The sequence below is a fragment of the Paenibacillus sp. AK121 genome (assembly GCF_019042715.1).
GTDB lineage: Bacteria > Bacillota > Bacilli > Paenibacillales > Paenibacillaceae > Paenibacillus > Paenibacillus polymyxa_C.
The window spans coordinates 282,439-301,614 of the sequence record NZ_JAHPJM010000006.1 but is presented as its reverse complement, the minus strand read 5'-3'; the positions used below and the strand labels follow the sequence as shown (position 1 = coordinate 301,614).

The 19,176-nt window shown below is 45.3% G+C and carries 20 protein-coding genes; 14 read left to right on the top strand and 6 right to left on the bottom strand.

Annotation, left to right across the window (positions count from 1 at the left end; translation table 11 throughout):
• Window positions 1–6: 6 nt before the first annotated feature.
• The 8 genes from KSP24_RS13860 (at window position 7) to yunB (ending at window position 8,678) form a co-directional block, all read left to right on the top strand.
• A complete protein-coding gene (locus tag KSP24_RS13860; RefSeq protein ID WP_216975431.1) occupies window positions 7–1,602 on the top strand; it encodes a response regulator transcription factor in 1,596 nt (531 codons plus the stop codon).
• A 23-nt stretch (window positions 1,603–1,625) separates the two neighbouring features.
• Window positions 1,626–2,621, top strand: coding sequence for a PDC sensor domain-containing protein (locus tag KSP24_RS25275; RefSeq protein ID WP_254207794.1), 996 nt, complete (start codon window positions 1,626–1,628; stop codon window positions 2,619–2,621).
• A 92-nt stretch (window positions 2,622–2,713) separates the two neighbouring features.
• Complete coding sequence (locus KSP24_RS25270) at window positions 2,714–3,481, top strand: sensor histidine kinase (RefSeq protein WP_254207793.1); 768 nt, start codon at window positions 2,714–2,716, stop codon at window positions 3,479–3,481.
• A 99-nt stretch (window positions 3,482–3,580) separates the two neighbouring features.
• Window positions 3,581–4,942 carry an ABC transporter substrate-binding protein gene (locus tag KSP24_RS13850; RefSeq protein ID WP_216975429.1) on the top strand — a complete coding sequence of 454 codons (1,362 nt, stop codon included), beginning with the start codon at window positions 3,581–3,583 and terminating at the stop codon, window positions 4,940–4,942.
• A 32-nt stretch (window positions 4,943–4,974) separates the two neighbouring features.
• On the top strand, window positions 4,975–5,877 hold the full coding sequence (locus KSP24_RS13845; protein ID WP_025674174.1) for a carbohydrate ABC transporter permease: 903 nt from the start codon (window positions 4,975–4,977) through the stop codon (window positions 5,875–5,877).
• A gap of 2 nt (window positions 5,878–5,879) precedes the next feature.
• Entirely contained in the window at window positions 5,880–6,716 is an 837-nt protein-coding gene (locus tag KSP24_RS13840) for a carbohydrate ABC transporter permease (protein ID WP_058830380.1), read from the top strand.
• 83 nt (window positions 6,717–6,799) lie between these two features.
• Window positions 6,800–7,732: an aldo/keto reductase gene (locus KSP24_RS13835; RefSeq protein ID WP_216975427.1), complete on the top strand. Its 933-nt coding sequence runs from the start codon at window positions 6,800–6,802 to the stop codon at window positions 7,730–7,732.
• 196 nt (window positions 7,733–7,928) lie between these two features.
• Window positions 7,929–8,678 (top strand): sporulation protein YunB, encoded by a 750-nt coding sequence (yunB, locus tag KSP24_RS13830; protein ID WP_025674172.1) that lies wholly within the window; start codon window positions 7,929–7,931, stop codon window positions 8,676–8,678.
• A 46-nt stretch (window positions 8,679–8,724) separates the two neighbouring features.
• Here the strand turns inward: yunB and KSP24_RS13825 are convergent, their stop codons facing one another.
• Window positions 8,725–9,831 carry a M23 family metallopeptidase gene (locus KSP24_RS13825; protein ID WP_013372946.1) on the bottom strand — a complete coding sequence of 369 codons (1,107 nt, stop codon included), beginning with the start codon at window positions 9,829–9,831 and terminating at the stop codon, window positions 8,725–8,727.
• 243 nt (window positions 9,832–10,074) lie between these two features.
• Here KSP24_RS13825 and lipA point away from each other — a divergent pair, with 243 nt between their 5' ends.
• Both lipA and KSP24_RS13815 read left to right on the top strand, forming a co-directional pair.
• A complete protein-coding gene (gene lipA, locus KSP24_RS13820) occupies window positions 10,075–10,977 on the top strand; it encodes a lipoyl synthase (RefSeq protein WP_016324696.1) in 903 nt (300 codons plus the stop codon).
• 24 nt (window positions 10,978–11,001) lie between these two features.
• Window positions 11,002–11,865 (top strand): YutD family protein, encoded by an 864-nt coding sequence (locus tag KSP24_RS13815; RefSeq protein ID WP_013372944.1) that lies wholly within the window; start codon window positions 11,002–11,004, stop codon window positions 11,863–11,865.
• Window positions 11,866–11,999: 134 nt separating this feature from the next.
• On the opposite strand, the gene KSP24_RS13810 is transcribed toward KSP24_RS13815, so the two are convergent.
• Window positions 12,000–12,803, bottom strand: coding sequence for an NAD kinase (locus KSP24_RS13810; protein WP_013372943.1), 804 nt, complete (start codon window positions 12,801–12,803; stop codon window positions 12,000–12,002).
• 66 nt (window positions 12,804–12,869) lie between these two features.
• Window positions 12,870–14,168, bottom strand: coding sequence for a sporulation integral membrane protein YlbJ (gene ylbJ, locus KSP24_RS13805; RefSeq protein ID WP_064963476.1), 1,299 nt, complete (start codon window positions 14,166–14,168; stop codon window positions 12,870–12,872).
• A 411-nt stretch (window positions 14,169–14,579) separates the two neighbouring features.
• On the opposite strand from ylbJ, the gene KSP24_RS13800 reads away from it, so the two are divergent.
• Both KSP24_RS13800 and KSP24_RS13795 read left to right on the top strand, forming a co-directional pair.
• Window positions 14,580–14,957, top strand: coding sequence for a globin domain-containing protein (locus tag KSP24_RS13800; protein ID WP_058830383.1), 378 nt, complete (start codon window positions 14,580–14,582; stop codon window positions 14,955–14,957).
• A 42-nt stretch (window positions 14,958–14,999) separates the two neighbouring features.
• A complete protein-coding gene (locus KSP24_RS13795) occupies window positions 15,000–15,710 on the top strand; it encodes a DUF2225 domain-containing protein (RefSeq protein WP_017427265.1) in 711 nt (236 codons plus the stop codon).
• A gap of 92 nt (window positions 15,711–15,802) precedes the next feature.
• On the opposite strand, the gene KSP24_RS13790 is transcribed toward KSP24_RS13795, so the two are convergent.
• Together KSP24_RS13790 and KSP24_RS13785 are read right to left on the bottom strand one after the other, a co-directional pair.
• Window positions 15,803–16,039: a hypothetical protein gene (locus KSP24_RS13790; protein ID WP_013372938.1), complete on the bottom strand. Its 237-nt coding sequence runs from the start codon at window positions 16,037–16,039 to the stop codon at window positions 15,803–15,805.
• Entirely contained in the window at window positions 16,036–16,206 is a 171-nt protein-coding gene (locus KSP24_RS13785; protein ID WP_013372937.1) for a YycC family protein, read from the bottom strand. Before KSP24_RS13785 ends, KSP24_RS13790 begins: the two co-directional genes overlap by 4 nt.
• 98 nt (window positions 16,207–16,304) lie before the next feature.
• Here KSP24_RS13785 and KSP24_RS13780 point away from each other — a divergent pair, with 98 nt between their 5' ends.
• Together KSP24_RS13780 and KSP24_RS13775 are read left to right on the top strand one after the other, a co-directional pair.
• A complete protein-coding gene (locus tag KSP24_RS13780) occupies window positions 16,305–18,092 on the top strand; it encodes a M3 family oligoendopeptidase (protein ID WP_013372936.1) in 1,788 nt (595 codons plus the stop codon).
• 257 nt (window positions 18,093–18,349) lie between these two features.
• Window positions 18,350–18,751, top strand: coding sequence for a hypothetical protein (locus KSP24_RS13775; RefSeq protein WP_013372935.1), 402 nt, complete (start codon window positions 18,350–18,352; stop codon window positions 18,749–18,751).
• A gap of 124 nt (window positions 18,752–18,875) precedes the next feature.
• Here the strand turns inward: KSP24_RS13775 and KSP24_RS13770 are convergent, their stop codons facing one another.
• Window positions 18,876–19,112 (bottom strand): alpha/beta-type small acid-soluble spore protein, encoded by a 237-nt coding sequence (locus tag KSP24_RS13770; protein WP_013372934.1) that lies wholly within the window; start codon window positions 19,110–19,112, stop codon window positions 18,876–18,878.
• Window positions 19,113–19,176 lie beyond the last annotated feature (64 nt).

The following is a 19,176-nucleotide window of genomic DNA, read 5'->3' as shown; positions in this document are numbered from 1 at the left end:
GAGTCAGTGAATTCGATCCCGCTGGGAGTGCTGGTTGTAGATGATGAAACTAGGCAGCGCCGTGGGTTGGCTGCCATGGTCCGGGATTTACGTCCAGAATACGAGGTTTGGGAAGCCAAGAACGGGAAAGATGCTTTAAACATTTCATTATCCCAACCGATCCAGATCGTTTTTACAGATATTCAGATGCCGATTATGAACGGGATTGAATATCTTCAACAATTGAGGACATCGGGTCAGCATGAGACCAAAGTTATTTTAGTGACAGTCTACCAGGAATTTAGCTATGCACAGCAGGCGGTACGATACGGAGCGAATGATTATTTGGTAAAACCGGTGCAATCACAGCAGCTTATTGAAGTGATTCAACACATGGAGAAGATCATTCTAGAGGAGCAGGAAGTACTCGGTGAAAATCGAACAGCGTTAAATCAGATCGAGCAGAGCATGCCTGCATTTGTGGAGCATTTGTTTAGCAGATGCGTGACAGACAAGTTGCAGTCGAACGAGAAAAGCCTATTAAAAAGTCACTTTGGGTGGCAGGGGGTAGGTGAAGTTCTCGCATTGGGGGCATCTGCATCCCGTCCAGAGGATATTTATATGTGGGATTATAAGCTGCGAAACACGGTTGTTGAAATATTGCGGCCTTGGGCGTCTTCTGTCGTGTTCCCACTTGAAGTCCATAAAGACCATATGATCGCCGTGGTGAATTGGAGAGACAGGACTGAAGGCAAGGAGGCCAAAGGTGCACTTCAAGCTGGTCTGAAAAAGGTGGAGCAGCAGCAAGCTATCTCCATTTGGTTTGCTTGGGGTCAGCCTTTTGATTTTGATGAAATGCAAATAAGCCCATCTCACGAAAGGGCTGTTCGCCTGATCTCCATGCGTTTTTATACACCTCACATCAGATGTTTGAACCTTGTCGCTTCAGATGATGACCAGCCGGTACAGGAATTGAGCACTCATGAACAAATAGCCTTTCTAAAATTCGTTGAAAGCGCTATCTCCAATGGAAAGCCCGATCAGCTATTGGAATGGGTACAACATTTCATTGGACGAATGACGCAAGGGTACCCTCCACCTGATGCGCTTAAAGCTAAATTAATACACCTTCTCCTAGTTAGTTTACCACGGTTAAATATAGGGTGGAGTGAAGAAGTCTACTCACGTTACTCGGAACAGTTGAACCGAGCTGTCGAAGAGGCCACATGTATTCAGAATCTTGAGGATCGTATTGCAGCATGGTTAAAAGAGCTGATTCTTGAGCTTGACGGCAGCTCCAAAGGTGAACCTATCATGAAAAAATGCGGGGAATTTCTGGATACACATCTACATGAAGACCTAAGTCTGGAGATTGTGGCCCGGCGCTTTCACTATAATGCGTCCTATTTTAGCATTCTGTTCAAAAACTATTTTGGGCTCTCGTTCACGGAATATATGGTGAAGCTCAGAATGCAAAAGGCTCAGCACTTACTGCTGCATACAGACGCCAAGGTCGCAGAAATTAGTAGACAGGTTGGTTATAAAGATATCAAATACTTCTTTAAAGTGTTCAAAAAAAACGTAAAGCACACACCTGAAGAATTTCGCAGAAAATTCAATTAATCGTTAGGTGAAAGGAAGGTACAATGCGCCAAGTCAAATATATATATCAAAAATTTTTGGACAGTAGCTTTCGTACGAAGTTGATGCTGTCCTATTTTTTGTTGTCTGGTTTTATCGTTTTGATCCTGGGCTTTGTCTACTTCGAAACCAGTGCGCGGAATATTACTGCAAACGTAACAGATAGCGTTACAAGTGTACTTCGAAGTAATAACCAGCTGCTGGATAACAAGCTGACAGCTATTCAAAAAACCGTAGATATGATTCCAATTGATCATGATCTTCTACAGACTATTACGGACGTGGATACTACCGATTCTTCATCGCTTTTACGAACTGATCGCAGTATTACAAAAATTTTGTACAGATACTTTGGCAATATGGAGGAAGTATACGCTTCTCAAATTATGACGCAAAAGTATGCATACGGAAGTACAGAGCGGATGTATATTCCCGTTCAGCCGTTTTATTCTTCTCCCTTGGCGACAACAGCGGTGCAAGCAGAGGGGGCTACCAAGTGGATTCCTGCCTATTCGTATGCCGACACCTTTCATCAGCAGGATTTAAAACAAGGTTCCTATGATTTTAGTTCTTTATTTGCTGTGGTTAAGCAGCTTCATTTGACTGCATTAGATGATGCTGGAACCTTTCATACGCTTCCTGAAGGCAAGGAAAAGCCTATACTTATATTGAATTTCCGACCTGATTTGCTAAAGGTTGGTTTTGAAGATTATGCAGCCCGCAGCGGATTTGCACATCTATCCTACGGTATGATTCACGATAACAATGGGATAGTCATGAGTTCAGATCGACAGCAACAAGCGGGGGAGCCGGTGGCAGATTGGCTGAAGAAGGCCATTACTTCGGAACAAGGGACGAAAATGGTAAACGTTAAGGGTCAAAGCATATTACTGGTTTACGAAGCGATGAAGACGACGGGCTGGGTATCGTATATAGCCATTCCCATGGAAGATGTACTGGGACATCTGTCAACGATTCGTACCTACACCTTGTTTTTTTAGGCATTATGATGCTCATTGCTGTTATCCTTGCTTATTTGCTGTCTGTATACATCAGTAAGCCCATTACAGATATGAAACAGGCGATGAAGGTAATGGAGAAGGGAGATTTTGATATTCGAATTCCTGAACGTGGCTATGATGAATTGGGGGACCTGGTGATCCGATTTAATCAAATGAATGAGAAAATTAAAGATTTGATCGAAGAAAATTACAAATCACGTCTGCGAGCCAAAGAGTCGGAGTTAATGGCACTTAATTTACAGCTTAATCCCCATTTTTTGTATAACACCTTAACGACAATGTATTGGATCGCACTAGAGCATAAACAACAGGAACTGGGCCAATTGATCATTAGTCTGGCGGAAATGCTGCAAATTACGACTCGAAACAAAAATGATACATGGAGCCTGGAAACCGATCTGAATTGGCTGGAAAAATACATTTACATTATGCAAAATCGCTTTGAGAACAAGTTCACGGTGGAATATGATATTGATCCCATTTTGCTCCAGATGGAGGTTCCCAAACTCTTCTTGCAGCCTTTTGTGGAGAATTCAATTATTCACGGTTTCGCGGAAATGGAATCAGGCGGTCAGATTAAGATCACAGCCTGGATCGAAACGCAATTGGTGTGTTTTAAAGTCGAGGATAATGGATTAGGAATTCAAGAAGATCATATACGCCGAATTCAAGCTGGAGAAATCCGGTCAACAGGCATTAAAAATGTAGACAGAAGAGTACGGCTGTTATATGGGATGGAATATGGGGTTGCACTCCACTCGCCAGAAGGCAAGGGAACAATTGTCCTGATCCGAATCGGAGAAACGCATAGATCTAATCAAATGACACCAATCCAATGAGAGTACGACTTTTCAAAATGTAAGCGTTTGCTAGAATGAATTTAGTGACGAAGCAACAAACGAAAAGATAAAAAAATATACGGTTTGGGGGCGCTACTCATGTTAAAACGAAAGTTATGGATCGTCTGCATGTGCTTGATCGTTGGACTTATGTCAGCCTGTAGTTCAAATGAGAGCAACAAGCCAGTAGATTTGCAGGGGCACGAGCAAGTGACACTGACCTATGCCAGCTGGGGGAGCACCAATGAAAAGAAGGTTCAACAGGAGATTGCCAAAAAATTCACAGAGAAATATCCGTGGATCAAAATCAACTATATGCACATCCCCGGGGATTACGTAACTAAATTAACGACGATGTTTGCCGCCAACCAGGCACCAGATGTATTTCCTATTTATAAAGCACAGGCTCTGCAATGGGCTGAACAAGGCAAACTATATAATTTAAATGAATTTTTGAAGGAGGATAAGGAGCTAACGAAGGAAAGCCTCATTCCTAATTCAGTTATCTATTGGGATAAGGATAAAGTGGCAGGGGTCAAGGTGACGGAGGAAGCCTTTGCGCTTTATTACAACAAGGATTTGTTTGATGAGGCTGGTGTTGCCTTGCCGCCAGTCAAAGCTGAAGAGGCTTGGACATGGGAACAATTCTTAGAGACAGCACAAAAGCTCACCATTGATAAAGCGGGAAATAATGCGCTCAGCCCCAATTTTGATGCAAGTAACATCAAACAGTATGGAGTTCGGTTTGACACATGGATGTGGCACCTGCTGGTTCCTTCCAATAACGCAAGTGTGATTTCCGACAAAGGGGACTCGCTTAACCTTGAAAACCCTGATGTGATTGAAGCCGTGCAAAAGATGGCGGATCTGATCAACGTGTATCATGTGGCACCGTCGCCGACGCAGTCCAAAAATATTCCTTCTCCGGCCGTAGCATTGCAAAGCAAACGTGTAGCGATGGATCTGGATGGGCAGTGGGTCCAATTGGATCTTGGAGAATCGAAGGTGAATTTTGGTGTAGGCGTGTTACCCAAACTGAAAAGCAGTAAAACAATCCTGTTTGGTGAACCGGAAGTGATTTCTGCCAAAACCAAACATCCGAAAGAAGCGTGGATGTTTTATAAATTCTTGCTGGATGCTGAAAGCGGACTTGACATGCATTCCAGCGGATTGTGGATGCCTGTCATGAAAAAGTGGTACACCGAACCAGACTTGATTAGCAAATGGGCAGATGTCAAGCCAGGCCATGCGGATGGGTATCGTGATGCAGTCATGAACCAAACGTTGCATAACGGTGTTAATTCTTACGACTACTATCTGAAAAACTCGGAAAAAATCAATGCGATTATTAACCCGGCGCTAGATCAGGTGTGGCTGGGCAAGAAAACGGTGGAGCAAGCATTTAAGGAGGTTTCAGCCAAGGCGAACGCTGAATTTAAGGGAACATATCCGAAAAAATAAGGTGAGGGTCTTGACAGAAAGAGAGGGATAGAATGCAATCGTTATCTTCTATTCGTAAGAAGGAAAATGGGTTGGGGTGGCTTTTTGCCGCCCCTGCTATTCTGGGCTTTGTCATTTTTGTTCTGGGACCGATGATCGCTAGTCTCTGGTTCAGTCTTACCGATTACAAGGTTGCTTCACAGGCCCGTTTTATTGGTCTGGATAATTATGTACACTTATTTGACGGTACGGATCAATTTTTTTACAAATCCCTTGGGGTTACTTTTTATTATGTGTTTTTGAGTGTGCCCCTGCAAATTATAGTGGCTTTCTTTCTGGCCATATTGCTCAATCAAAAGGTAAAAGGTTTGGCTTTTTTTAGAACCGTTTTTTATCTACCCACGATTGTCCCACTCATAGCATCGTCTATGATCTGGATGTGGCTGTTTGATCCGGACCTTGGCTTGCTGAATGTGGTGTTGCGTGCGCTGCATTTGCCCGAAAGTCAATGGATTTATAGTGAAGGGTCGGTAGTTCCTACACTGGTTTTAATGAGTTTGTGGACCGTTGGGGGGACGATGATTATTTTTCTGGCTGGCTTGCAGGATATACCTAGGCATTATTATGAAGCCATTGAAATTGACGGTGGGAGCGCTCTTCATAAGCTTATCTATATCACAATTCCATTGACATCGCCTACGATTTTCTTTAATACGATTATGGGCTTCATCGGTGGATTTCAGGTGTTTGTCCAGCCTTACGTCATGACTCAGGGTGGACCTAACAATTCCAGCTTATTTTATACATTTTATTTGTTCCGCGAGGCATTTACTTTTTCGAATATGGGTTATGCCTGTGCGATTGCTTGGGTGCTCTTTATTGTAGTTTTAACATTCACTGCCTTTCTGTTCAAGACGGCCCGAAAATGGGTGTATTACGAAGGCGGGGGGGCATGAGGATGAAAAAACATGGCTTGCGTTGGAGCAGAGTTTTTCTCTACACAGTGCTCATTGTGGGGTCACTTTTTTGCATGTTTCCTTTTTACTGGCTGGTGAGAAGCTCCATGATGGATTTAAGTCAGATTTTTCTGATCCCGCCGAAATGGATTCCCGAGCCTTTTGTATTCGAAAATTTTTTACAGCCGTTTGAAGAGTTATCGTTTGGGCGCTATTTTGTGAACACATTTATCGTCGTAGCAGGTACTTTAGCGGGTGTACTTCTGTCGAGTACCATTTCTGCCTATAGCTTTGCGCGAATGAGATGGAAAGGAAGAGATAAGGTTTTTGCCGTGTTATTAAGCAGTATGATGCTGCCGTTTGCGGTCACGCTAATTCCGTCTTTTATTGGTTGGCAGGCATTAGGCATGGTTAATTCCTACGTTCCATTGGTATTACCTTCGTTTTTTGGTGGAGGTGTTTTTAATATCTTTTTGCTTAGACAATTTTACATGACTCTTCCGCGAGAGCTGGATGAAGCTGTATTTGTGGATGGAGGCAACCATTTTACGATCTTTACTCGCATTATTTTACCTTTGTCCCGGTCAGCGATTTTGGTCATCGGATTGTTTACATTTTTGAACACATGGAATGATTTTATGGGACCGCTCGTTTATCTTAATGATGAAAGCAAATTTACGTTGGCGATTGGGCTACAGCAGTTTCAGGGAATATATTCGGCGCAATGGGGTGTTTTGATGGCCGCTTCTTTAATTGTCGTGTTGCCAGCTATCATTCTTTTTGCCATAGGACAGAAGTATTTTATGGAAGGCATTGCCTTAACGGGGATTAAGGGATAAGAGCAGCAGCCAGGTACGCACTTTGCTTTTTTTGGAATTTAATAATAAAATGGAAGTAACTTTCGAAAAGGAGATGACGTGAATTGGCAGAGCAAGTGCGTATTGGCAAAACAGATTTATATGTAAAACCAATCGGTTTGGGTGCGAATAAGGTAGGAGGACATAATCTTTTTTCCGGTTTGAACAATGAAACGGGCAAAGAAGTCGTTCGCACAGCTTTGGATAACGGCATCAACTTCCTGGATACAGCTTTTATTTATGGGCCTGAGCACTCAGAGCGGTTGATCGGTGAGGTACTTAAAGAGCGCGGCAAACGTGAGGAAGCTGTCATAGCGACCAAGGGAGCACATAAGTTTGTGAACGGAGAGGTTGTTTTTGACAACTCGCCTGCTTTTTTACGTGAATCCGTCGAATCCAGTCTGAAAAGATTGCAAACAGATTATATTGATCTGTTCTATATCCATTTCCCAGATGAAGCTACACCGAAGGCAGAAGCAGTCGGAGAACTGAAGAAGCTCAAAGACGAAGGTAAAATTAAGGCTATCGGTGTATCTAACTTTACCATTGAACAACTTAAAGATGCGAATAGTGACGGCTATGTAGATGTGCTTCAATCCCATTATAATCTGTTGCAACGGGAAGCTGAGAAGGATTTGCTGCCTTATACTAAGGAAAATGGCATTTCGTTTGTGCCGTATTTCCCACTAGCTTCTGGACTGCTAGGTGGTAAGTATACGAAAGACATGACCTTCACGGACATCAGAGCGAAAGATCCATTGTTTCAGGGAGATGCATTTACCCGTAATTTGGACAAAGTGGAGCAGGTACGTGAGATTGCCAATGCGTTGAATGCAGAGGTTGCTCATGTGGTGCTTGCATGGTATTTGACCCGCGATTCGATTGATGCCCTCATTCCAGGCGCGAAGGGACCGGAGCAGGTTCTGGCGAATCTGAAAACGCTGAATGTCCAACTGAGTCAGGCGGATATCGAAAAGATTGACCACATTTTCAAATAATAAGTTGAGTTGAACTGAATCGGATTTGAAATCATATATGTTTAACACCAGGAGGAGCTGCCGGACGGGCGGCTTCTTTTTCGTTTATTTGCGGCATATCCTTCTAAAGTAAGCTCATCGCTGCGGGGGGATCAGAATGAATAGAAAACCGCAATGGCACAGCAGACCGAGCAGACGGCGACGAGGCAGGCGCAGAATGTGGCTCGTTGTGGCATTGGCGCTGCTGGTAGGAATCGTACAGGTGGCCGCTTATGTGGAACAGCATTTGAAGCCGCCCATGATGCATCTGGCTAAAGTGCGGGTCAAACAAATGGCGACGGAGGCAATTAATTCAGCAATTACTGCGCAGGTAGAGCAGGGGAAGACTGCTGATAATTTGATCGAATGGAGAACGGATACACAAGGGAGAACCTCTGGATTTGTTCTAAATTATGCGGAGCATATGAGAATTACGTCAGACACACTTAAAGCAGTCAAGGCAACGATGGACAGTATGAGTCATTTTGACGAGAGCGTTCCGATTGGTCAGGCATTGGGGAGTCCGCTGCTGGCAGCTTATGGACCCAAGGTCCCTCTAAAGGTGGAGCCGCATGGAGCAATCAAGGTGGATTTAAATACACGTCAGCAGGATGCGGGCATAAACATGATCTTGGTGGAAGTGTACATTCGAATTACGACGGAAGTGTCTGTGGTTATACCGTTTGAGATGCAACCTCAGATTGTGGAGACGGAAATCCCGGTTTCTTATCTGTTGGTGGTGGGCAACGTCCCGATGTACTACTATGACAATCAGGGTAAACCTGTCGGCAAAAATGGTGCAACCGCTCCGCAGTTGGCACTGCCTTCCCATTCTATAGAGAGTAGCGGCGCTGTAGATTCCAGCATAGAAAGTGTTCCAGAGATACAGGAAGAACCCAATTCCCTCAGGCAGTCTCCAACGCCATAAACAAAGAGGGGATTGGTGTGAGATACTCAGGAAAAACCAAAGGGACCTATGAGGAGGTCCCTTTGGTTTTTCCTGATTTGAGCGCTTTACGTTCGCTCTGCTCCCACTGTCTCAATAACGGATATGGGTCAAAGGACCAGTCTGTCCAGCCATTGTCCCGGTATATACCATAGTGCAGATGTGGTGGAAACTTGCCTTGGGTACCCGGTTTTCCATAGCCCGAGCTTCCGACCCAGCCAACCGTCTGACCAGGCTTGACGATGTCTCCGTTATGAACGGTTTTATCAAAGCCGGAAAGGTGTGCATAGTAGTGATAGCGGTTGTTGAGATCACGAATACCGATTCGCCAGCCTCCGAAGGGATTCCAACCTTTCATTTCAACTACACCGTAGCAGGTGCTGCGAACCGGAACTCCGTAGCCTGCAAACAGGTCAGTCCCTTCGTGTATACGGTAGCCGCCCCAGCTGCGACGGCTTCCCCAAGTGCTGCGGTAGCTATAAATGCTGCCTAGAGGCAGCGGAAAAGCTTGACTGACCAGATCAAGCTTGCCATACGTCTGATACAGCTTGGCAAACTGCTGAACTCTTTGAACCGAGCGGCTGTTATGGTAATATTCCCACACGGCAATACCAAATTCATCCTCGCTATTTCCATACTTTCCGAGATAAGAAGCGATGCTGAACAGCAAATCCTTGTCATTATTGCGGTCAGCGATTCCATCGCCTGAGCCGTCTTGTCCCAGCCCGGAAAATAGTTCAATGGAACGTGGATTTTGATCCTCGGAATCAGGGTTCAACAGACCGGACCATACTGGTCCTGTCACAAAAATACCTATGATCCGTTCCGCATGCTTGCGATCCTTGGGATGGGCCACCGTAAGTGTGCGTTCGTACTGGTCGATGGCAGCCAGTCTGTACCAAGGGACTCCTGTCAGGGCTTCGATGGAGTGATATAAAGCAAGTCTGGACGTATACAATGAAGACGAAGCGTGTGAAGCATCGATATTTGCTGTCAGGTTATTTCCGGCTGACGAGGACTTTGTGTGCTCTGCAGAGGCATGAGCAGGAAGCGGACAAGCCGTTGTCAGTGTAGTAGCGCACAACAGCAGCGATAACAGACGAACAGCGCGGACTGCCCGCGTAGGGTAAGGCACGTGAACCGACCTCCTATAAAAGGGCTTAACCGCCCAGTAAATTCTTGGCCCGTATTCGCGTAAATAGGGCGCTTTTGATTAGATTGAGCCATATCCGCCGCTTTTATCCATCTCAAGAGTTTACTTTTTCCGGCATCAATGTCATATCAAAAAGGGAACAATGAATGGAGGTTTTTCCATGGCTTTCATGCTATAATGTATGGCAATGACAGCTTAAGCACATCAGAAAGAAGGTCTATGCCATTGTCTAAAAAAGTGAAGGAAGCTAAGCCCGACTGGATTCGTATTAAACTTACGACAGGCGATAACTATCAGGAAATCAAGAGCATGATGCGTTCCAAGACATTACATACCGTATGTGAGGAGGCACGGTGCCCTAATATATATGAATGCTGGGCCAACAGGACAGCTACATTTATGATTTTGGGTGATATTTGTACGCGTGCGTGTCGTTTTTGCGCAGTAAATACGGGAATGCCTACGGAACTGGACTTGCAGGAGCCTGAACGCGTCGCAGAAGCGGCTGAGAACATGAATCTAAAGCACTGTGTCGTAACCAGTGTGGCACGTGATGATTTAAAAGATGGGGGCGCTACAATATTTGCAGAAACGGTTCGTGCGATTCGCCGCCGATTGCCTTTTTGCAGTGTAGAAGTACTGATTCCCGACTTTATGGGCGACATTGAGTCGCTGCGAATCGTCATGGATGCCAAGCCCGATATTCTCAATCATAATATTGAAACGGTGGAACGCATGTCCGACAAGGTTCGGGCTAAAGCGAAATACCATCGCTCTCTGGAGCTGCTTCAACGTGCAAAACAATTAAATCCGGCGATCCCAACGAAATCAAGCATCATGTTAGGTGTCGGAGAAGAGTGGGACGAGATCATACAAACCATGGATGATCTGCGCAAAGTCGATTGTGACATTATGACAATTGGTCAATACTTGCAGCCGTCCGAGAAACATTTATATGTGCAAAAATATTATCCACCGGAAGATTTTGCGAAGTTAAAGGAAGAGGGATTACAGCGAGGATTCAGCCACGTCGAATCCGGTCCGATGGTCCGCAGCTCCTACCAAGCGCATGAGCAGGTGAAGTCGGCCGCTCAGCATAAGGAAGAAAGCGCCCTTTCGCAGGTTTGATCCGGGAAAGGCGGTCAGAATAGCTTGTTTCAAATCGGTGGTAAAAACTATGAAGTGTTGCAGGATCACAAGAACGGGTGGAATCCCGAAGCCTTTCGTGATCGCTATAGTGAAGTGTTGGATCGCTATGATTACATTATTGGCGATTGGGGTTACAATCAGCTTCGCCTGAAGGGGTTTTATCGAGAGGGGCACCCCAAAGCCAATAAGGATACATCCATTGTGGTATTGGACGATTATATTAATGAATACTGCAATTTTGGCTGTGCCTATTTTGTGCTGCAAAAAAGCCGTGAAGTTGAAAATAAGAACGGCACCAGTGATGACTTCGTTCCTCCCGACATCCAGCAGTTGGTAGATGCTCAAAGGGAACAAGCGGGAACGTTAGATTCCGAAGAGCGCCAAGAGGTATCGCAGCCTTCAGCTGGACAAACGGAATGGCCGCAACCACAGCAGGATTCCGCAGCTACAGAGGAGTCACGAGTGGAACAGCCTTCAGAAGCCCGTGAACCACGCGAGTTGCAACGTAGGGAACCGAAGGATGCTCAGGAAGTGCGTGAACGACAGCCACGTGAAGCTCGCGAAAGTCGGCCATCCAGAGAAGGACGTGAAGGAAATCGGCAGCGTGAAGCACGTGATTCGCGCCAGCCAAGAGAACCGCGTGAAGCAAAGGATGGGCGAAGTTCGGGGGAAGGGCAGCAAGCCCGTGAACCACGTAGGCAGCGCAATCCGCAAGGAAATTTCGATAAAAAAGAATCGCGTGGGCCACGCTATGATCGCCAGCCCAAGGAAAATCGGGAGGGACGGCAAGTTCGTGTCTCGCGTGAACCCGAGGGCCAGCGTCAAAAAAATAAAACATTCACATCTCCACAACAAAACGGTTCCTGAATTTTCAGGAGCCGTTTTGTTTGTAAGTTTCTCCAAAGCTACCAATGTTATGACCAACTTTTTGCCTATTTAAAGTGGGGATATGCCCTCCTGATCAATTAAAAAAAGAGCCGGAGTCGGCTCTTTTACAAGTTCTAATTGAGAAAAGCGTTGCGTACCCGATCCCAAAATGGGAAAGGACGGTAACGAGCGAAGCTGATCTTCTGACTTGCAACCTGACATCGAACAGAGATTAAGTCATCCACAGGAAAGTTCAGGTGATCTACTGTCAGTAGAAGACGCTGATCTTTCCGTGAAAAAATATCACAATGATGATGTTTTGGCAGTAGCAGTGGTGATCCCAGTGTCCGGTACACACGGTTATTAATGGAAGCGATCTCAGTTAATTGCAATGCTTCGATGGTAGGGTGAACCATAGCTCCGCCAAGTGCCTTATTATAGGCGGTCGTTCCTGAAGGTGTAGAAACACATATACCGTCACCCCGGAACATTTCAAAGGTGATATCGTTAATATCTACTTGGGCAACGACCGTGCCATCTACCCCTTTTAACGTAAACTCATTCAGGGCAATAAAAGAAGCATTGCCTGATTTCTTGTGAATTTCCAACTCAATCAGTGGATACTTAACGATTCTCGGGTTAAGCGGTCCCTCAGATCCGCTTTGGCTCATCAGGTGGATTAGCTCCTCCAGCTCGTCCGCACGCCAATCCGCGTAAAAGCCCAGATGACCGGTATGTACACCAACAAAGGCTATATCCGGAATGCGGTCAATGAAGGTATGAAACGCATGAAGCATCGTACCATCGCCTCCTATAGACACGACGATTTCCGGCGATTCGGCATCCAGCTTGAAATTCTTTTCTTGGGCAAGACGGTGAAATTGCTGACTCAAGTCCATGGAGTGCTGATCCCCGCGATCCAGAACATAATATCTCAAGATGAAAAGCTCCTTTGTCATGGGTATATACCGATCATAATCAATTATGAGCAAGAACACAATCGTTCATTGCCGGTGTATTCCTCTCAATCGTACGAATAAGCGATTTGTACCCACGCTTAACCAGGAGAGAGCCAGCATTCCAGTCAGTATACAAGCAAGAAGCAGCAGACTTTGCAGTAGCATAGCGGACGAGAAGCCAGGGGACCATGCGATATCATGTACCGGAGAAAAGACCGGAGAGCTTCCCTGTCCCATTAACGGGCGCCATAACACGAGAGCTAGCAGTGCGGAGATGATCCCATGCGCAGCCCGGGCCAGCAAAAATGGCATATAGCGGAGATTCGTCATATTTAAAATACTTGCAACCTGTGCATGGACCGATAGCCCGCCCCAGGACAGAACAAAAGCTGCTGCAGCTACCTTGAACGGTAATGCCGCTGCTGCGGCTCCACCTGCAGCTTGCGCACCTAAAGTGACTTCAAAAATACCACCTACGATGGACTCTGTTAATGCAGGAGGAAGACCACAGGCAGACAATAGGCTAGCCGTAAGCAGATGTAGCCCGCTCATTAAGCCAGAGTTCGTCAAAGCTTCTAAAATGACGCAGAAGAATACAACCAGCCCTCCTACGACAATAATAAGGCGTAGGGAGGAAGCAATCGCCTGACGAAGCAACTCACCCAATGGACGTCCGTCTTCCAAACGTGCTGTATGCATAGCATATAACGCTTGGCGCAGTGGTCCAGGCTGCTTATTGCGACCTGTTGTTATTGTGTTAGCAGACTTCGACCAGGTTTTTTGAGGAGGCTGAGAACGTTCGCTGCGAATATCGTTTTTTTCTGAACGGGAACCATGAAAACGCATGAGTAATCCGATGATGAGAACACCACCGTAATGGGCCGCTCCCAGTACGAGTGCAATTTCGGGTTGATGGAAGAAGCCAACCGAAACTGCACCGATCAGAAATATCGGATCAGAGGAAGTCGTAAACGCGACCAAACGTTCACCTTCAATGCGTGTGATCCATTTTTGCTCCCACAGCTTTGCGGTTAATTTGGCCCCTATAGGGTAGCCGGATGCACAGCTGACCGCAGCGACAAACCCCCCGCAGCCAGGTACACGGAATAGAGGTTGCATCAGTGGGTCCAGTAGCGCACCTATGAAATGAACAATTCCAAAGCCGAGAAGAAGCTCGGAAATAACGAAAAATGGGAATAAGGACGGGAATAGCACATCCCACCAGATGGCAAGACCGCGAAGCCCGGCATTCAGAGAAGATTGCGGATACGCGGCCATCAGTATGAATAGGAATAACAGCATAAGGATGAGCAAAGGAAGCGAGAAACGGCGATACAGCGACATAGAGGCCCCTCCTTTGGAGTTGTACTATTATACCTATGTCGGGGATGGACAAAGAGTACAAAAAAGTAAAGAAAACGATTACATGGAATACTGTTTTTTTGTAAAGAGTATGTTAAAATAAAAAAACAACGATTCCATAACCTTAAGGATGGAGTGATCAGGATGAGTATCGTTGCCGGTCTGCTTGTATGTGCTTTTGTGTATGTAATTCGTGCCTCTCTCGTCCATCCCGGTGAAGAGGATTGGCGGAGTTATTAGTGGAATTCATGGAATGACGAAGCGATGTGCAGCGAAGCAAACCTCTTCATATGTTAAATTGATAAAATGACGCTTATTTTTAGCGTCATTTTTTGTTTTTTGTTATAATACGAGTGTATATTTATTACCATAGCACAGAAAGTTGGAGGAAAAGTGAATCCTAGCCTGAGCATTTATGACAACCTTGGGGGTGCAGAAGGTATTCGTGCTATTATTGAGGCCTTCTACCCGAGAGTTTATAAAGATCCGTTGTTAAGTCCCCTGTTTCCTAAAGACATGGAGCCGGTAAAGGAAAAGCAGTTTATGTTCCTAAGCCAGTTTTTTGGAGGGCCGTCCCTCTTTTCTGATGCATATGGTCATCCGATGTTACGTGCCAGACATATGAAGTTCCCCGTGACGGAGGAGCGAGCAGAGGCATGGTTGTCTTGTATGGCAGATGCGTTAAGGGATACGGGAATTGAGGAGCCGCTTCGTTCCATCATACTTAGTCGTTTGTCCGGTCCTGCGCATCATTTTGTAAATACCCCGTAAGCTTTCGGGGATTGCCGAATTTTGGAGAGGGTTGTAAAAACATTGGAACTTGAACCGTTATATCAGATCAAAATCGTCTGCCCACAGTGCGAACAAGAATTTCAGACATCCCGTGTCAGACCAAGCCTAAAGAAGGCTATTCGTACCGATTCAGATTTTTGCGCTTATTATAAGAACGAAAATCCGGATTTTTATGTCGTACGGGTCTGTCCTCATTGTGGATTTACTTCCACAGAGCACTCTACCGTTCAGTTAAGTGATCAGCAAACCAAGCTATTTAAGGATAAAATCGGTAATCGCTGGCAGCCTCGCGAATATGGCGGGCATCGTAGCTGGGAAGAGGCATTAGAAACGTACAAATTGGGTTTACTCTGTGCACAGGTCATCGGAGAAAAGGAACGCGTAGTAGCCAGTCTATTGCAGCATATTGCATGGATGTACAGATACCAGGGGAATGAGGAGCAGGAGCTTCGCTTTCTCAAATTTAGTTTGGATTCCTATGTTCGAGTCTATGAGCTGGAGGGCGTCGGTGCGAATAATGCCAAACTGCTTTATCTGATTGGTGAACTGCATCGACGTACGGGTAACTTTAACGAAGCAGTGCGCTGGTTTTCGCGTGTCATTAATGACAAGAAAATTATGGATGCAGCGATGATTAGAGCTTCTCGTGAACAGTGGTCTGTCCTGCGTGAACAAATGCTGGCAAAAAACTTCCAGCTACCTGAGGAAATGCAGAACGCAAGCTCCTCTTGAAGAAATAAAGGTGTGCACTATGAGCGATCTAGGCTCATGGTTCACACCTTGTTTGTAAAACGAGTTATCTTATCTTGCAACTGCCTCATAAGTTAATGATGGCGCAACGTGGTATCTGACAGCAAATAATCGTCGTCACAATCCACCAAAGTAACCTTGTTATGGCAGCATGGAAACACAAGCAGCTTTTTCATGCCTTCATGAATGAGCTTAAGCTCTTTGGGCTTCAGGGGTAGCAAGACGTTATCATGATTGCAAAACGGACAAGACTGTACATAAACATCTCCCATGACAATGTCATAAGGCCAGGTTTTATCAAAAGGAATCATGATTTGTCCGATTCTCCGCCGTTCGAGCCAGCGGTGTCTTCTTTAGCCAGTTCGGCCAGCTTTTGCATCAAAATGTGCTGGGGTGTATGCATAAGGTGTTCCAGCGGAATGCCGAGTTTTTCGGATAATTTCACAGCCGTTTCCGGCGAAATTTGTAAGGGTCTCATCCTGTTTTCCTCCTAATTGTAGTGATTGTATCATCACGATGTAGCTTTATTGTATATGAAACCACATGAATTCGCCAAAAAAGAAAGGTGGAACTATTATGAAAACACCGTTAAAGCAAACTTGGGATCTGGAATCTATTTTTAGCGGAGGCTCTTCCTCTGCCTCATTTCATGCATTTTTGGAAGAACTGGAGAGCAAGGTCCAACAGCTGCAATCCCAGCTTAAAGTAGCCAAAGTGCCACAAACGGTGTTGGATACCGAGCGTCTGGATAGTGTTCTGAATAGCATACAGGAGCTGTTTAATGGAGCATCGCAGGCAGGTTCTTTTGTATCTTGTTTAACTGCTCAAAATCAGCATGACAAGCTGGCTGTTCAACTGGGGGCGCGTGTCAATTCATTATATGCCCAAGGGAAAAGTGCTTTAGTCGCTTTTCAGAACTTGCTGGCACAAACCAGTGAAGACATTTGGCAGAAGTGGATGGAGCGCGAAGCGATCAAGCCGATTTCTTTTGTCCTGACTGAATACCGGAACGAAGCGCGTGAAAAAATGGCTCCTGAGCTGGAGAGCCTTGCATTGGATTTGGCAGTGGATGGTTACCATGGCTGGGGTGACTTTTATGATACCATTGTCAAAAATATGACGATCCCTGTGCCTGAAAATGGTGAGATTGTAAACTTGTCTGTGGGTCAGGCAGCTAATAAGCTGGATGAAGCAGATCGCAGCGTACGTAAAGACGTATTTGCACGTTGGGAAGAGGCATGGACTCAGGTTGAGGACTATTGCGCCGATACACTGAATCATCTGGCAGGTTTCCGCCTCAAGCTATATGAAAACCGAGGCTGGACAGACGTGCTCAAGGAACCGCTGAAAATCAGCCGTATGTCAGCCCAAACGTTGGACACGATGTGGCAAGTGATTAATGAAACCAAGCCTATTGTAGTTAAATACCTGGAGCGGAAAGCCAAGCTTCTAGGCTTAGAAAAACTGTCCTGGCATGACATTGAAGCTCCGCTGGGAACATCAACCACTAAAATCCCTTACGACGATGCAGCCGCAACGATTGTTGAGCAATTTGGTAAATTTAGTTCGAGAATGGCTGACTTTGCCCAGATGGCTTTTGAGAAAAGCTGGATCGAAGCAGAGGATCGTCCAGGCAAACGTCCAGGCGGGTTTTGTACATCTTTGCGTCTAAGCAAAGAAACCCGTATTTTTATGACCTATGCCGGATCACCATCCAACGTTTCGACACTGGCCCACGAGCTCGGACACGGTTATCATCAGCATGTGATGAATGAATTGCATCCATTGAATCAAAATTATGCTATGAACGTGGCTGAAACGGCATCGACGCTGGCAGAACTGATTGTATCAGATGCTTTGCTGGAAGCTGCTGAGGGTCAGGAGAAGGTAGCTTTGCTGGAGGATAAAATTCAGCGTGGTGTAGCCTTCTTCATGAATATTCATGCCCGTTTCCTATTTGAAACCCGTTTTTACGAACTGCGGAAAAAAGGTGTTGTAGGAGCACAGCAATTAAGTGAGTTGATGGAAGAAGCGCAGCGTGAAGCGTTTTGTGATGTTCTGGATGAGGCTCATCCTCATTTTTGGGCTTCCAAGTTGCACTTCTATATTACGGAAACTCCTTTCTACAACTTCCCATACACATTCGGGTATATGTTCAGTGCAGGGATTTACGCTTTTGCGAAGGAAAATTCGGATGGCTTTGCCGACCAATATGATGCTTTGCTGCGTGATACAGGTCGCATGACAGTAGAAGAACTGGCCTCCAAGCACTTGGGTACCGATTTAACACAGGCTGACTTCTGGCGTAACGCCGCACAAGTTACTGTTCAGGATATTGAGCAATTTTTGCAAATGACAAAATAACCGAGTTATTTTAGAAGGTCTCCCGTAAGGGGGGCCTTTTTTGTGATTTTTGCAGAGGATGATGAATAAAGTCGCAAAATGTCGAAGTGTAATTGACACTACCTGTTAGCGAAATTTAAAATGATGGATATACTTAGAAAATAGTTATAAATACCCAATTATGTTGAATTTGATTGTAAGCTTAAAAACCTTCGCATATAATTGAGTCGTAAGACCTATTAAATATTTTAATACAAGGTATATAGGAGGGTTTTTTGATGGATGAAGTAGGTCAATTGTCGTTGGCGAGGCAGATGGATATCGTTTTTAAAGAATTGGATAATGAACTGGCGGGTTTATCGTCAGGCATCGTATTTGTACAAATACGGAATAATGTAGTTGGTAAATTTGGGATTCGGCATAATCCAATTGCAGGCAAAGGTGGCACATTTGCAGCAGTAGAACCAGGCTTATCTGTACAGCATCGGGATCATTTTCGGCGTATGGCTCTGGAAACGCTAAATCACAAGCGTAGCTGGACTCATGGTGAGATTGCTTTCGATTTTGCCATCAGACAAGGAACAATCTTGGTAGATGCAACCTTAGAATCCAACTACAACATGGCGAATCTCATGATCCGCTATAACAAGCCTACATATCGCGCGGCTAAATCTGAATAATCATCGACATTAAAAAGAGCAAAGTAAAGAGCGGTCTTCTTATGAAGACCGCCTTTGTTATATACCCGTTATAACGTATTTTGGTAAATTACGATAACGGGATGCTCATGTGGAATAATGACGCTTATTGACCTGAACGACCGGATAATTGCTGTTCGGCCAGCTGTACTAAGCGTTTAGTGATATAGCCTCCCAGAGACCCAGCTTCACGGGACGGCATATCACCATAGTAACCGTCTGCCGGAATGGTGATGCCCAGTTCTTGCGCAGCTTCATATTTCAATTGTTGCAATGCGTTGTTGGCTTGAGGAACGACTAGAGTATTACTACGACGTCCTCTGCCTTGATTGGCTTCATACATGTGTAGTCACCTCCTTCGGCTGTGATGAGGTTAGTATGCGACAGAGTTATGAAAATATGCGCCG

What these genes read in the sequence shown, in the direction of transcription:
- KSP24_RS25275 (WP_254207794.1), top strand. Translation starts at nt 1,626, where the DNA reads ATGCGCCAAGTCAAATATATATATCAAAAATTTTTGGACAGTAGCTTT.
- KSP24_RS25270 (WP_254207793.1), top strand. Translation starts at nt 2,714, where the DNA reads ATGGAGAAGGGAGATTTTGATATTCGAATTCCTGAACGTGGCTATGAT.
- KSP24_RS13850 (WP_216975429.1), top strand. Translation starts at nt 3,581, where the DNA reads ATGTTAAAACGAAAGTTATGGATCGTCTGCATGTGCTTGATCGTTGGA.
- KSP24_RS13845 (WP_025674174.1), top strand. Translation starts at nt 4,975, where the DNA reads ATGCAATCGTTATCTTCTATTCGTAAGAAGGAAAATGGGTTGGGGTGG.
- KSP24_RS13840 (WP_058830380.1), top strand. Translation starts at nt 5,880, where the DNA reads ATGAAAAAACATGGCTTGCGTTGGAGCAGAGTTTTTCTCTACACAGTG.
- yunB (WP_025674172.1), top strand. Translation starts at nt 7,929, where the DNA reads ATGTGGCTCGTTGTGGCATTGGCGCTGCTGGTAGGAATCGTACAGGTG.
- ylbJ (WP_064963476.1), bottom strand. Translation starts at nt 14,168, where the DNA reads ATGTCGCTGTATCGCCGTTTCTCGCTTCCTTTGCTCATCCTTATGCTG.
- KSP24_RS13790 (WP_013372938.1), bottom strand. Translation starts at nt 16,039, where the DNA reads ATGATTCCTTTTGATAAAACCTGGCCTTATGACATTGTCATGGGAGAT.
- KSP24_RS13785 (WP_013372937.1), bottom strand. Translation starts at nt 16,206, where the DNA reads ATGAGACCCTTACAAATTTCGCCGGAAACGGCTGTGAAATTATCCGAA.
- KSP24_RS13780 (WP_013372936.1), top strand. Translation starts at nt 16,305, where the DNA reads ATGAAAACACCGTTAAAGCAAACTTGGGATCTGGAATCTATTTTTAGC.
- KSP24_RS13775 (WP_013372935.1), top strand. Translation starts at nt 18,350, where the DNA reads ATGGATGAAGTAGGTCAATTGTCGTTGGCGAGGCAGATGGATATCGTT.
- KSP24_RS13770 (WP_013372934.1), bottom strand. Translation starts at nt 19,112, where the DNA reads ATGTATGAAGCCAATCAAGGCAGAGGACGTCGTAGTAATACTCTAGTC.